This is a genomic window from Pseudomonas koreensis (assembly GCF_024169245.1).
Lineage (GTDB): Bacteria > Pseudomonadota > Gammaproteobacteria > Pseudomonadales > Pseudomonadaceae > Aquipseudomonas > Aquipseudomonas koreensis_F.
Genome location: NZ_JALJWP010000001.1, coordinates 2855330 through 2868594 on the forward strand (window position 1 = coordinate 2855330; position 13265 = coordinate 2868594).

The window sequence follows — 13265 nt, forward strand, 5'->3', positions numbered from 1 at the left end:
CCCCGACTATAACGCGCACGCCGGTCGACTGTGAACGCAGACGGCTTATTCAGTCTCTGAATGGAGCGTCACATGTTGACTCAGTCTCGGCGGATGGCCAGTATTCTTGTATCGCCGATTTGGCGATAGCCTTTCTTACTTGGTTGATAAAAAGGCAGAAAATCGATGTTACCCATGAAACGGCCGCGTCTGCGATCTGCGCAGGTCCTGTCGGATTTCAGGTTGGCGCTGACATTTATCAATGGTCAGGAACTGACAGTTGATTTGGGGGTGGATATTCATACTTATCCAGGTCTGCGGCCACTGCTTGATCGCGAAGTCTTTGCGACTGCCGTAGTTGGCGACGATGGCTGGATAGTCGAATGGCTAGAGCCCGACATACAGATTGGCGCAGACACCTTGTACATGGATGCGCTGGCGCAAAATGCCCAGGACGAGAACACACGCATTTTTATCGACTGGCGCGCCCGTACGGGACTTTCTCTCAGTGAGGCGGCCGAGGCGCTGGGTGTGAGCGTTCGGAGCATCAGCCGTTACAGCAATGGGCGTGAGGCAGTGCCACGTTCTTTGGCGTTGGCCTGTCTGGGCTGGGATTCGCTGCAACAGCGCTCATCGATCGCGGCCGAAGACACTGGTAGATATGTCGTCAACCGCAAAACTTAACCCTCATCCGGCTTCGGCCTTTCATACCGCGCATTGAAGGCCTGGATAAACCCGTTGCGCAAAATCTGCAAAAACGCCTCGAACGCGTTGACGTTCTGCTGGTGCACATTGCCACTGAGTTGGACCCGGGTGGCGAACTGGTTTTTGTTCTGGTTTTTCAGAACGGTCTCGGTGCCGCCGACCAGTGCTTCCCAGACCGAGCGGAACAGGCCTTTGTTTTTGTTTTCGACGTCCTGCTGCCAATTGAAAACATCGACATCGCGCAGCAGAGGTTTGATGTAGCCGGTGAGCCGGGCTTTTTCTGCCTTGGCTTCGATGACCACATCGCCGTGACCAGCGTTGAAGTCGAATTTGCCGTAGGCCGAGGCGAAGTCGTTCATGCGTTTGAGCTCGATGTCGCGGGCACGCAGGCGGAATTCGAAGTCTTCGAAGTTGCTCAGCGGATCGAAGGTGGCGGTGGTTTCCAGTGGCGCGTGGCCCAGCAGGAGCGCCTTGCCTTCGAAGCGGGCGTCGCGTTTGCCTTCCTTGTCGACCACGTTGGTCAGGTTATAGATGCTGGCGTTGACGTTGCTGGCATTCATGTTTACCGGCGGCTTGGAATTGAAGTTGCGGAACGTGATACGGCCGTCGTTGATCTGCACCTCATCGAGGGTGATCGGCAGCAGCTTGCCGAGTTGTTCTCGCCAGTCGGTGCCCTGACCGGTCTGCGAGTTCTGTTTGTTGGGGCCACCGTCGACGAAATTGATTTCCGGATTGAGGAATTGCACCTGGGCGACCACGGCATGGTCGTACCACAGCGAGTGCCAGCTCACCGACAGGTCGATCAACGGCGCATCGACGAACGGCACCGGTACCTTGCCGTCGACCTTGACGATTTTCAGACCATTGATTTTGTAGGCGCCGCGCCACAGCGCGAGGTCGACATCGGTGATCTGGCCACGGTAATCGCCCATGTCCGCGAGCTTGTCATTGAGGTAGTCGCGAACCAGATAGGGCAGGGCGAAATGCAGGGCGACCAGCAGCACCACGACACCCGCCAGGGTCCAGAGCGGCCAGCTGTAACGACGTTTCATGACATTGTTCCTTGAAGAGTGTTCCTTGGTTCAATGCGATTGACTGCGCGCGGTTGCAGACGTTCGACCCGACTGGACTGTGATCGGCAACAGGCTTACCTTGAAAGGCGAATTCAACGCTGCATAAGGACCCAGCCATGAGCCGTATTTACGCTGACAACGCCCATTCCATCGGCAATACGCCGCTGGTCCAGATCAACCGCATCGCGCCGCGCGGCGTCACGATCCTGGCCAAGATCGAGGGGCGCAACCCCGGTTACTCGGTCAAGTGCCGGATTGGCGCCAACATGATCTGGGACGCCGAAAGCAGCGGTAAACTCAAGCCCGGCATGACCATTGTCGAGCCCACCTCCGGTAACACCGGCATCGGCCTGGCGTTCGTCGCTGCTGCGCGTGGCTATAAACTGATGCTGACCATGCCGGCGTCGATGAGCATCGAGCGCCGTAAGGTCCTGAAAGCCCTGGGGGCGGAACTGGTGTTGACCGAGCCGGCCAAGGGCATGAAGGGCGCCATCGAGAAAGCCGCGGAAATCGTCGCCAGTGATGCCGACAAATATTTCATGCCGGCGCAATTCGATAACCCGGCCAACCCGGCGATTCACGAAAAGACCACCGGCCCGGAAATCTGGAACGACACCGACGGCGCCGTGGATGTACTGGTGGCGGGCGTCGGTACCGGTGGAACCATTACCGGTGTCTCGCGGTATATCAAGAACACCGCCGGCAAACCGATTCTGTCGGTGGCTGTGGAGCCTGCATCTTCGCCGGTCATCACCCAGGCCCTGGCCGGTGACGAGATCAAGCCTAGTCCACACAAGATTCAGGGTATTGGCGCCGGTTTTGTGCCGAAGAACCTTGATCTGTCGATGGTCGATCGTGTCGAGCAAGTAACCGACGAAGAATCGAAGGCCATGGCCTTGCGTCTGATGCAGGAAGAGGGAATTTTGTGCGGCATATCCTGCGGCGCTGCGATGGCGGTGGCTGTGCGCCTGGCGGAAACTCCGGAGATGCAGGGCAAAACCATCGTCGTGGTGCTGCCGGATTCGGGTGAGCGTTATCTGTCGAGCATGTTGTTCAGTGACCTGTTCACCGAGCAGGAGAACCAGCAGTAATCCTGTTGATTCAGGTCAGCCGAGGTTCAGGCGCTGCATGTTAATAAAGGCTTTGTTGCGCGATGCATAACACTGAATCTTGTATCAGGCGGGTTTTTCCCGGAGCCGGTAGTGTTTATCATGGCCGGCTGCCATGCCGGGAAAAGGGCATTGCGCAGCGTTGTCTTTATTCAAGGAGTCGTTGATGACCGTTTCGTTTGCCGCCAAGGCGTTTGTGCTGTTGCTGTTTCTGGGCAGCACGCTCTATGTGCATTTGCGCGGCAAGGCGCGTTTGCCGGTATTGCGCCAGTTCGTCAACCACTCGGCGCTGTTCGCCCCGTACAACGCCTTGATGTACCTTTTCTCCGCAGTGCCGTCCAGACCGTATCTGGATCGCAGCAAGTTTCCGGAACTGGATGTTCTGCGCGACAACTGGGAAACCATCCGCGACGAAGCGATGCATCTGTTTGACGAGGGCTATATTCGCGCCGCCGAAAAGAACAACGACGCCGGTTTTGGCTCGTTCTTCAAGAAGGGCTGGAAGCGCTTCTATCTGAAGTGGTACGACAAACCGCTGCCATCGGCCGAAGCCCTGTGCCCGAAAACCGTGGCGCTGGTCAGTGCCATTCCCAACGTCAAGGGCGCGATGTTCGCGCTGCTGCCGGGCGGCAGTCACCTCAATCCGCATCGTGACCCGTTTGCCGGCTCCCTGCGTTATCACCTCGGCCTGTCGACACCCAATTCCGACGACTGCCGGATCTTCGTCGATGGGCAGGTGTATGCCTGGCGCGATGGCGATGACGTGATGTTCGACGAGACCTACGTGCACTGGGTCAAGAATGAAACCGATCAGACTCGCGTCATTCTGTTCTGTGACATTGAACGCCCGCTGAGCAACCGCCTGATGACCCGCCTCAACCGCTTCATCAGCGGCTGGCTCGGGCGCGCCACTGCGCCGCAGAACCTTGATGATGAACGCGTCGGCGGCATCAACCAGGCTTATGCCTGGAGCAAGAACTTCAGCGACCGTTTCAGCGGCGTGGTCAAACAGTGGAAGCGCCGGCATCCCAAGGCCTACCGCGTCATGCGCCCGGTGCTGGCGGTGCTGGTGCTGACGTTGCTGGGGTATTGGTTGTTTGGTTGAGGCTGGCTCAGAAATAAAAAACCGCTCCTCAGGAGCGGTTTTTTCACAATCGGCCAGCGGCCAGCACCGAGGGCTCATCTTCGATACCGGTGATCAGCAGTTGCAACAGACGCCGTTGATTAGCGGTCAATTCTTGATCAGCCAGTCTTTTGGTTTTCAGCGATCTGACCAGTGCTTCGGGAGGTCTCTGTTTCGCTTTTTTCATGTCGCCTCCCGGTTTGATCAGTAATTGATTGGCTTTCACAGTACTGGATTCTCCAAGGTTTTGACAAGGCGGCCTTCGATGTCGTAGCTGAAACCCAGCTTCTGATAAACGGGTATCGCACCGTCCAGCGGCTCTTGTATTTCGATAACTTCGCAGCCAACGAAATGCGCGTATTGCTCAATTACCATCATCGCTAGTAGTCCTATCCGATTTTTCAAAGGATGTGTTCCGCCAGGGCGCCCTTCCAATCTCACAACTCGTAATCTTCGTCGACTATTGTTCGGGTTCGCAAAACACAGGCCGCAGAGCTGCCCGTCGAACCAGATAGAGATGTCCAATGCGCGTGGTTCACGTGATTTCCACGCGATGACTTCATGCCAGAAAAAGCAGGGTTCTTCCCATGTTTCAAAAGCATTCAGCGCATGCCTGTTTATCGGTTCGAACCGAATCAGAGATAAATCCATAATCGAAGCGTCGGCCGCCTTGAGTTGGCCTTGTAAGCCGGCAATCTGCGAAGCGGCCCGCTTCCTCGCCTCTGACCGATAAACCTGATACCGCAAATACGTCCGTTCCCTTGGCATATGATCTCTTGCATTCCATGTCTCCTGACAATCCGTTGCCACCTCCATTTACCCTAATCAGCCGGCGCCAGACTGTCGCTAGCGGCCCTTTGCCCAAGTCATTGCAATCTGTGTCCCGGGCTGGTTATAGTCAGCCCGCTTGAGCGCCATGCTCATGCCTTCATTTCCTCAACAAAGATCTGCCTTCATGCCTGCATCCCTTATCAACGCGGTAGTCGATTCAGCGGTCAACGCTGGCGTCGTGCCGTGCGGGAATCAGCAGCCTGTGCAGATCAGTCATTACCCTCCACCTGTCAGTAGTACGCCGGTGTGCGCAGTCGTAGCGCCGCCGGGCGTTGGCGTCCGGGGCTGATCGGCAGTTTCTGCTGACCCCTGCACCCGCCAGAAAAACCTACTGGATTTCAGCTTCGGCTGAGTTGGCTTTTTGCCTGACTACAGGTGGTATTCATGTTTGTCCTTTCGAAACAATCCGCGCTCGCGGCGGCGTCCACGAGCCTGTTCGTTCTGCTGTGGAGCAGCGGGGCGATTTTCTCCAAATGGGGCCTGGCCCACGCTTCGCCCTTTGCCTTTCTGCTGATTCGCTTCGCGATCGCCCTGTGCGGGCTGGTGCTGCTGGCGCCGCTGCTCAAGTTGAAGTTGCCCGAGGGTGGCAAGCCGATGCTGTTTGCGATCGCCACGGGACTGGTGTTACTCGGGGCTTATCAGATCTTTTATCTGTTGGCGCTCGACTGCAAAGTCACGCCGGGGGTGATGGCGACTCTGATGGGCGTTCAGCCGATTCTCACGGTGGTGCTGATGGAGCGCCAGCGCTCGGCGAGCCGCCTGTTCGGCCTGGCGCTGGGGCTTGCCGGGCTGATCATGGTGGTTTATCAGGGCATCGGGCTGGCCGGGATGTCCTGGGCTGGCATGTTGTTCGGCTTGCTGGCGCTGGCGAGCATGACGCTGGGCTCGATCATGCAGAAGCGCATCACTGACAATCCACTCGGCACACTGCCGGTGCAATATCTGGCCGGGCTGTTGCTGTGCGCGGTGTTCGTGCCGTTCCAGCCGTTTCACTTCGAGCACAGCGCAGGCTTCGTTGTCCCGGTGTTATGGATGGGCCTGGTGGTCTCGGTGCTGGCGACGCTGTTGCTGTATCGGCTGATCGCGCAGGGCAATCTGGTGAACGTCACCAGCCTGTTCTATCTGGTGCCGGCGGTGACGGCGGTGATGGATTACCTGATTTTCGGTAATCGGCTGGCGGCGTTGAGTGTGCTGGGGATGCTGCTGATCATTGTTGGATTGGCTTTTGTGTTCCGTAAAACCGGATAAAAGAAAGATAAGCGGTGGCTATTCGGGCGCCATCGCGAGCAGGCTCACTCCTACAGGGGAACGTATTCCAACTGTAGGAGTGAGCCTGCTCGCGATAGCGATTTTGCCAACAAAGCGGATTACCGATTGACCATCTCAGCAGGCTTCACCACCGCCGGCTTCAACACCAGCCACAACGCCGCCGCAATCAGCAACCCGCCATAAACGTGCGCCATCGACAACGGCTCATCCAGCAACAACGCCCCCCACAATACGCCGAACGGCGGGATCATGAAGGTCACGGTCATCGATTTCACCGGGCCGATCGAGCTGAGCAGGCGGAAATAGATGATGTAGGCGAACGCCGTGCAACCCAGGCCCAGACCGAGCAGCGACAGCCAGACCTGCCAACCGCCCCAACTGACCGGCGGCGCAGTGATCGTGCTGTAGGCGAACAACGGCAGCAAAAACAACGTCGCCCCGAGCATGCTGCCCAGTGCCGACAGACGGCTGTCCAGCCCACCGGCCTGATCCAGCCAGCGTCGCGCAAGAAATCCGGCAAAACCGTAGCAAGTGGTCGCCAGCAGGCAAGCGACCGCACCCATCAGCAATTGCAGATCGAAGGCCACGGGACCGGCGCGCGTCAGCACGCCGACGCCGAACAGGCCGAGGAACACGCCGCCCAGCTTGGCCGCCGTGAGTTTTTCGCTGAAGAACAGGCCGCCAATCAACACGCCCATCAGCGGCGTGGTGGCATTGAAAATCGCCGAGTAGCCGGCCGGCAGTACTTGGGCGGCAACCGAATACAGCGTCGCCGGAATTCCCGAATTGATCACGCCCAGCAGCATCACGGTTTTCAGCTTGCCCTTGAAATCCCAGCTGATGCGCATCAGCCCAAGGATCACCAACAGCCCGGCGGCCGCGATCGACACGCGAAAGAATCCGGTCGGGATCGTGCCGATCACCGGGGCAATGATGCGCATGAACAGAAAACTCGCGCCCCAGATAGCGGCCAGCGACAACATACGGAAAATATCGACAGGGCTCACGGCGGGCTCCTTCCTTGATCGGGACGAGAGTGTTGCCGAGCGTCCGGATCATGGCAACCGCTATTCGGGCTTTTAATTTTGCCTGCCGTTGCATCGGCCCGAGAAAGCGCATCAACGGTCAGCCCCGTATCGGTTTTGGCAGAAATTGCGCTTTTCCTGCGAGCGTTTCCGTGACTAAGCTCAGACGAATCGAATTCCCGCCGAGGTTTAATCTATGTCGCAGCAATGGCCAGCCACCGAGATCGCCCGGATGATCCTCGCCGGCTTCGACGATTACCGCGAGCATTTCCGCCGCATTACCGATGGCGCGCGGGAACGCTTCGAGCAGGCGCGCTGGCAGGAGGCGCAGGCCGCGTCGGCGGCGCGGATCAGCCTGTATGAGGAAAAGGTTGGCGAAACCGTTGCCCGCCTTCGCGAGTATTTCGACGAAGAAGCCCTGATGAACGTCAGCTGCTGGCCGCTGGTGAAAAGCGCCTATATCAGTGTTATCGATCTGCGCTTCGACGATGAGCTTTCCGAGACCTGGTACAACTCGATTTTCTGCGGGTTGTTCAGCCACGATCTGATCAGCGACGGCTGCATGTTCATCCACACCACGCGCCCGAGCCTGCGCCGAGCCCGCGCTGCGCAAACCCGCACGTATAAGCCGCAGGGCCAGTTGTCCGCCATGCTCGCGAGCATTTTTGCCGATTACCGCTTCAGCGAGGCTTACGCCGATCTGCCCGGCGACTTGCTGCGGCTCGAAGGGCAGTTGCGCGAAAACCTGCCGGACTGGGTGTGCAAGGACCCGGAGCTGAGCGTCGAGCTGTTTTCCTCGGTGCTCTACCGCAATAAAGGCGCCTACCTGGTCGGGCGCATCTACACCCGCGATGAGCAATGGCCGCTGGTGATTCCCTTGTTGCACCGCGAAGGTCGCGGCATTCAGATCGACGCGTTGATCACCGACGAAGCCGATGTGTCGATCATCTTCTCGTTCACCCGTTCGTACTTCATGGTCGATGTGCCGGTGCCGGCGGAGTTCATCGGCTTTCTGCGGCGCATTTTGCCGGGCAAGCACATCGCCGAGCTGTACACCTCGATCGGCTTCTACAAGCACGGCAAATCCGAGTTCTACCGCGCGCTGATCAATCACCTGGCCAACACTGACGACCAGTTCATCATGGCCCCGGGCGTGCGCGGCATGGTGATGAGTGTGTTCACCCTGCCGGGTTTCAACACCGTGTTCAAAATCATCAAGGACCGCTTTTCGCCGTCGAAAAACGTCGACCGCGCCACGGTGATCGAAAAGTATCGACTGGTGAAAAGCGTTGATCGGGTCGGGCGCATGGCCGATACCCAGGAGTTTGCTGACTTTCGCTTTCCGCTGAGCAAGTTCGATCCGGCATGTCTGGAGGAATTGCTTGAGGTCGCGCCGTCCACGGTCTCGGTCGAAGGCGAAACCGTGCTGATCCGCCACTGCTGGACCGAGCGGCGGATGACCCCGCTCAATCTTTATCTGGAAAATGCCAACGATGCGCAGGTGCGCGAGGCGCTGGAGGATTACGGCCTGGCGATCAAGCAACTGGCGGCGGCAAATATCTTTCCCGGCGACATGCTGCTGAAAAACTTCGGCGTCACCCGGCACGGGCGGGTGGTGTTTTACGACTACGACGAAATCTGCTTTCTGACCGAAGCCAACTTCCGCCACATTCCGGCACCGCGCACGCCGGAGGACGAAATGGCCTCAGAGCCGTGGTACTCGATCGGCCCGCTGGATGTGTTTCCCGAGGAGTTTCCGCCGTTTCTGTTTGCCGATTCGGGCCAGCGGAAATTGTTCGATCAATTGCATGGCGAGTTGTATGACGCCGATTACTGGAAGAGCTTGCAGGAGGCGATTCGGGCGGGGAAGGTGATAGACGTCTTCCCTTATCGGCGCAAGGGCCTTGATAACGAATAACAAGACGCAGCTACAAGCGATCTTTCCCCGATCGTTCCCATGCTCCGCGTGGGAATGCCTCACCGGACGCTCCGCGTCCGCTTCTGGGACGCAGAGCGTCCCCGGCTGCATTCCCACGCGGAGCGTGGGAACGATCAACAATCAAAAGATCGCAGCCTTCGGCAGCTCCTACAGGGGAAGCAGGTCAACTGCAGGCAAATCTGCGACAATCCGCCCCCTGCATAAATAGACGACCGAATTGCCTACCCGATGACCGACGAATCGCCCTCCATCGACAAACTGCTGAAAAACCTCGATCACGCCATGCTCGCCGACCGTCACCGGCTGCGGCGGCAGTTGCTTGAGCTGCGCAAGAAACCCGACGAGGCCAAACTGGCCCAATGGATAGCGCGCATGCAGGCGTCCTGTGATCAGGTGCTGGCGCGAAAGGCCAGCCTGCCGGTGATTCGTTACGACGACAGTTTGCCGATCGCGGCCAAACGCGACGAGATCAAAAAGGCCCTCGAGCAACATCAGGTGCTGATCATCGCCGGCGAAACCGGCTCGGGCAAAACCACCCAGTTGCCGAAAATCTGTCTGGAAATCGGTCGCGGCCAGCACGGTCTGATCGGCCATACCCAGCCGCGTCGGATCGCCGCGCGCAGCGTCGCCAGCCGCGTCGCCGAAGAACTCGGCACGCCCCTCGGTGCGCTGGTCGGCTATCAGGTGCGCTTCGAAGATCAGAGCGATGCCAACACCCTGATCAAGCTGATGACCGACGGCATTCTGCTGGCAGAAACCCAGAACGACCGTTACCTCGAACGCTACGACACGATCATCGTCGACGAAGCCCACGAACGCAGCCTCAACATCGACTTCCTCCTCGGTTACCTGAAAACCCTGCTGCCACGCCGCCCGGATCTGAAAGTCATCATCACCTCGGCGACCATCGATCTGGAGCGTTTCTCCAAGCATTTCGATGATGCGCCGATTGTTGAAGTGTCCGGTCGCACGTTCCCGGTGGACACCTGGTACCGGCCGCTGACCCTGGAGCAGGACGAAGAGGGCAACCGGGTCGAGGACGACCTCACCGTCGATCAGGCGATTCTCGCCACCCTCGACGAAATCGCCGCCTACGAGCGTAGCGAACGGCGCAGTCCGGGTGATGTGCTGGTGTTCCTGCCCGGTGAGCGCGAGATTCGCGACGCCGCCGACATGCTGCGCAAGGCCCAGCTCAAGCACACCGAAATCCTCCCGCTCTACGCGCGTCTGTCGCCGGCCGAACAGCAGCGGATTTTCCAGTCGCACCCGGGCCGCCGCGTAGTACTGGCGACCAACGTCGCCGAGACTTCACTGACCGTTCCGGGTATTCGCTATGTGATCGACAGCGGTACCGCTCGCATCAGTCGCTACAGCTATCGGGCCAAGGTGCAGCGCTTGCCGATCGAAGCGATTTCCCAGGCCAGCGCCAATCAGCGTAAAGGTCGTTGCGGGCGGGTCGAGCCGGGCATCTGCGTGCGTTTGTACAGCGAAGAGGATTTCCTTGGACGCCCGGAATTTACCGATCCGGAGATTCTGCGCACCAACCTCGCCGCCGTTATCTTGCAGATGCTCCATCTGCGCCTCGGCGAAATCACCGCGTTCCCGTTTATCGAACCGCCGGACGGCAAAGCGATCAGCGACGGGTTCAACCTGCTGCAAGAGCTTTCGGCGGTGGATCGCAACAGCCAGCTGACGCCGCTTGGTCGACAGTTGGCGCGCTTGCCGGTCGACCCGCGCATGGGCCGCATGCTGCTCGAAGCGGCCAAGCTCGGCAGCCTGCAGGAAGTGCTGATTGTCGCCAGTGCGATGTCGATTCAGGACCCGCGCGAGCGTCCGCCGGAGCGTCAGCAAGCGGCGGATCAGGCCCATGCGCAATGGAAGGATCCGGATTCGGATTTCGCCGGACTGGTCAATCTGTGGCGTGGTTTTGAAGAGCAGCGCCAGGCGCTGACCGCCAACCCGCTGCGTAACTGGTGCCGAAAGAACTTCCTCAACTACCTGCGTTTGCGTGAGTGGCGTGATTCCCATCGTCAGTTGAGCCTGATCTGCCGCGACATGCAGCTGAGCCTGAACAAAGAACCGGCGGATTATCCGAAGCTGCACAAAGCGGTGCTGGTCGGCTTGCTCAGCCAGATCGGCCAGAAAACCGAAGACGGCGATTACCTCGGCGCGCGGCAACGGCGCTTCTGGATTCATCCGTCGTCGGGCATCGGCAAGAAGCGTCCGCAATGGCTGATGACCGCCGAACTGGTGGAAACCACCAAGCTTTACGCGCGCATGGTCGCCAAGATTGACGCCGACTGGATCGAACCGCTGGCCGGGCACCTGATCAAGAAGAACCACTTTGAACCGCACTGGGAAAAGAAGCGCGGCCAGGTCGTCGCTTACGAGCAGATCACTCTGTTTGGTCTGATCGTGGTCGGTCGCCGCCCGGTGCATTACGGCCCGGTCGATCCGGTGGTCTCCCGTGAGCTGTTTATCCGCGAAGGGCTGGTGCGCGGCGAGATTCAGTCGCGGGCCAAATGCCTGAGCGCCAATCAGAAACTGCTCGAGCAGCTCGACGAGCTTGAGGCGAAGGCTCGGCGTCGCGATATTCTCGCCGACGAAGAAACCCTTTACGCCTTCTACGATGCGCGCCTGCCGGCGGAGATCCACCAGACCGCGACGTTCGACAGTTGGTACAAGGTCAACAGCCAGAAAGACCCGCAGCTGTTGATCATGCGCGAAGAAGACGTGCTGGCCCGCGAGGCCAGTGAAGTCACCGCCCGTGATTACCCGGACACGCTGCACATCGGCGATCTGGAGCTGGCGCTCACTTACCATTTCGAGCCCAATCACCCGCGCGACGGCGTGACCTTGCGCGTGCCGGCGCCGCTGCTGCCGATGTTGCCGCCGGAGCGTCTGGAATGGCTGGTGCCGGGTCTGATCGAGGCCAAGTGCATTGCCTTGGTGCGTAACCTGCCGAAAGCCCTGCGCAAGAACTTCGTGCCGGTGCCGGACTTCATCAAAGCCGCGTTGCAGCGCATGACCTTCGCCGAAGGTTCGCTGCCGCAGGCGCTCGGTCGCGAGCTGCTGCGCATGACCGGCGCGCGGGTCAGTGATGAGGCGTGGGCGGAAGCCGCGCAACAGGTCGAAAGCCATTTGCGCATGAACCTGGAAATCGTCGACGGCGAGGGCAAGTTCCTCGGTGAAGGTCGCGATCTGGCCGAGCTGACCGCCCGCTTTGCCGAAGCCAGTCAGGCCGCACTGGCGGTGCCGCAGAGTGCGAAAAGCCAGCAACCGGTCGAGGCGAAAGTCTTCGCTCCGGTGGCGGAAAAGACCCAGCAGAAGATCGCCGGGCTGTCGATGACGGTCTACCCAGCGTTGGTTGAAGAGGGTGGCACGGTCAAGGAAGGGCGCTTCTCTACGCCGGCCGAGGCGGAGTTCCAGCATCGTCGCGCCTTGCAGCGCTTGTTGATGCAGCAACTGGCCGAGCCGGCTAAATTTCTGCGTGGCAAATTGCCGGGGCAGACTGAACTGGGTCTGCTTTATCGTGAGCTGGGCCGGGTTGATGCGCTGGTCGAAGACATTCTGCTGGCCAGCCTTGACAGCTGCATTCTCGAAGGCGAAGACCCGTTGCCTCGTGATGGCGCCGGGTTGGCGGCATTGGCCGAGCGCAAGCGCGGCAGCTGGACCGAGCACGCCGAGCGGGTTGCGCGGCTGACGTTGGAGATTCTCAAAATCTGGCACGGTCTGCAAAAACGCTTCAAGGGCAAGATCGATCTGGCGCAAGCGGTGGCGTTGAATGACATCAAGCAGCAGATCGGCAATCTGGTCTATCCGGGGTTTGTCCGCGAGACGCCGATGCAGTGGCTTAAAGAGTTGCCGCGTTACCTGAAAGCGATCGAGCAGCGTTTCGAGAAGCTCGGCGCGCAGGTACAGAAAGATCGGGTCTGGAGCGGCGAACTCGCGGGTCTGTGGGCGCAATATCAGGCCCGCGCGGCCAAGCACGCGCAGGAAGGCAAGCGCGATCCGCAGCTGGAGTTGTACCGCTGGTGGCTGGAGGAATACCGCGTTTCGCTGTTTGCCCAGCAGTTGGGGACGAAAGTGCCGATTTCCGACAAACGCCTGAGCAAACAGTGGAGCCAGGTCGAGCCCTGACCTCACGCCTCGCAACGATCTTGTAGGAGCTGCCGAAGGCTGCGATCTTTTGATTTTGCTTTTTAAAAGGTC

10 protein-coding genes are annotated in these 13265 nt (G+C 59.3%); 6 read left to right on the plus strand and 4 right to left on the minus strand.

Annotated elements, in window-relative coordinates:
• Window positions 1-165 precede the first annotated feature (165 nt).
• Complete coding sequence (locus J2Y90_RS12910; protein ID WP_253500189.1) at window positions 166-663, plus strand: helix-turn-helix domain-containing protein; 498 nt, start codon at window positions 166-168, stop codon at window positions 661-663.
• On the opposite strand, the gene J2Y90_RS12915 is transcribed toward J2Y90_RS12910, so the two are convergent.
• Entirely contained in the window at window positions 660-1736 is a 1077-nt protein-coding gene (locus tag J2Y90_RS12915; protein ID WP_042607443.1) for a DUF748 domain-containing protein, read from the minus strand. The two genes, J2Y90_RS12910 and J2Y90_RS12915, sit on opposite strands and share 4 nt — an antisense overlap.
• A gap of 137 nt (window positions 1737-1873) precedes the next feature.
• Between J2Y90_RS12915 and cysK the strand changes: the two genes are divergently transcribed.
• On the plus strand, window positions 1874-2848 hold the full coding sequence (cysK, locus tag J2Y90_RS12920) for a cysteine synthase A (protein ID WP_064362519.1): 975 nt from the start codon (window positions 1874-1876) through the stop codon (window positions 2846-2848).
• 184 nt (window positions 2849-3032) lie between these two features.
• The gene (locus J2Y90_RS12925) at window positions 3033-3971 is read left to right on the plus strand and encodes an aspartyl/asparaginyl beta-hydroxylase domain-containing protein (protein WP_253500192.1); all 939 of its coding nucleotides are present in this window, start codon (window positions 3033-3035) and stop codon (window positions 3969-3971) included.
• Between the two features lie 43 nt (window positions 3972-4014).
• On the opposite strand, the gene J2Y90_RS12930 is transcribed toward J2Y90_RS12925, so the two are convergent.
• Together J2Y90_RS12930 and J2Y90_RS12935 are read right to left on the minus strand one after the other, a co-directional pair.
• Window positions 4015-4215 (minus strand): hypothetical protein, encoded by a 201-nt coding sequence (locus tag J2Y90_RS12930; protein WP_253500195.1) that lies wholly within the window; start codon window positions 4213-4215, stop codon window positions 4015-4017.
• Window positions 4212-4757: a hypothetical protein gene (locus J2Y90_RS12935; protein WP_253500198.1), complete on the minus strand. Its 546-nt coding sequence runs from the start codon at window positions 4755-4757 to the stop codon at window positions 4212-4214. The genes J2Y90_RS12930 and J2Y90_RS12935 overlap by 4 nt, the downstream gene beginning before the upstream one ends.
• Before the next feature lie 447 nt (window positions 4758-5204).
• On the opposite strand from J2Y90_RS12935, the gene J2Y90_RS12940 reads away from it, so the two are divergent.
• Window positions 5205-6068: a DMT family transporter gene (locus tag J2Y90_RS12940; RefSeq protein ID WP_253500201.1), complete on the plus strand. Its 864-nt coding sequence runs from the start codon at window positions 5205-5207 to the stop codon at window positions 6066-6068.
• A gap of 119 nt (window positions 6069-6187) precedes the next feature.
• Here J2Y90_RS12940 and J2Y90_RS12945 read toward each other — a convergent pair whose 3' ends face one another.
• A complete protein-coding gene (locus J2Y90_RS12945; RefSeq protein WP_253500204.1) occupies window positions 6188-7096 on the minus strand; it encodes a DMT family transporter in 909 nt (302 codons plus the stop codon).
• 214 nt (window positions 7097-7310) lie between these two features.
• On the opposite strand from J2Y90_RS12945, the gene aceK reads away from it, so the two are divergent.
• On the plus strand, window positions 7311-9032 hold the full coding sequence (gene aceK, locus J2Y90_RS12950; RefSeq protein WP_253500207.1) for a bifunctional isocitrate dehydrogenase kinase/phosphatase: 1722 nt from the start codon (window positions 7311-7313) through the stop codon (window positions 9030-9032).
• A gap of 249 nt (window positions 9033-9281) precedes the next feature.
• Window positions 9282-13193 carry an ATP-dependent RNA helicase HrpA gene (gene hrpA, locus J2Y90_RS12955; RefSeq protein WP_253500212.1) on the plus strand — a complete coding sequence of 1304 codons (3912 nt, stop codon included), beginning with the start codon at window positions 9282-9284 and terminating at the stop codon, window positions 13191-13193.
• Window positions 13194-13265: the final 72 nt, after the last annotated feature.

Excerpts from the sequence above, each read along its gene's own strand:
- J2Y90_RS12910 (WP_253500189.1), top strand. The coding sequence starts at position 166 with ATGTTACCCATGAAACGGCCGCGTCTGCGATCTGCGCAGGTCCTGTCG.
- J2Y90_RS12915 (WP_042607443.1), bottom strand. The coding sequence starts at position 1,736 with ATGAAACGTCGTTACAGCTGGCCGCTCTGGACCCTGGCGGGTGTCGTG.
- cysK (WP_064362519.1), top strand. The coding sequence starts at position 1,874 with ATGAGCCGTATTTACGCTGACAACGCCCATTCCATCGGCAATACGCCG.
- J2Y90_RS12925 (WP_253500192.1), top strand. The coding sequence starts at position 3,033 with ATGACCGTTTCGTTTGCCGCCAAGGCGTTTGTGCTGTTGCTGTTTCTG.
- J2Y90_RS12935 (WP_253500198.1), bottom strand. The coding sequence starts at position 4,757 with ATGCCAAGGGAACGGACGTATTTGCGGTATCAGGTTTATCGGTCAGAG.
- J2Y90_RS12940 (WP_253500201.1), top strand. The coding sequence starts at position 5,205 with ATGTTTGTCCTTTCGAAACAATCCGCGCTCGCGGCGGCGTCCACGAGC.
- aceK (WP_253500207.1), top strand. The coding sequence starts at position 7,311 with ATGTCGCAGCAATGGCCAGCCACCGAGATCGCCCGGATGATCCTCGCC.
- hrpA (WP_253500212.1), top strand. The coding sequence starts at position 9,282 with ATGACCGACGAATCGCCCTCCATCGACAAACTGCTGAAAAACCTCGAT.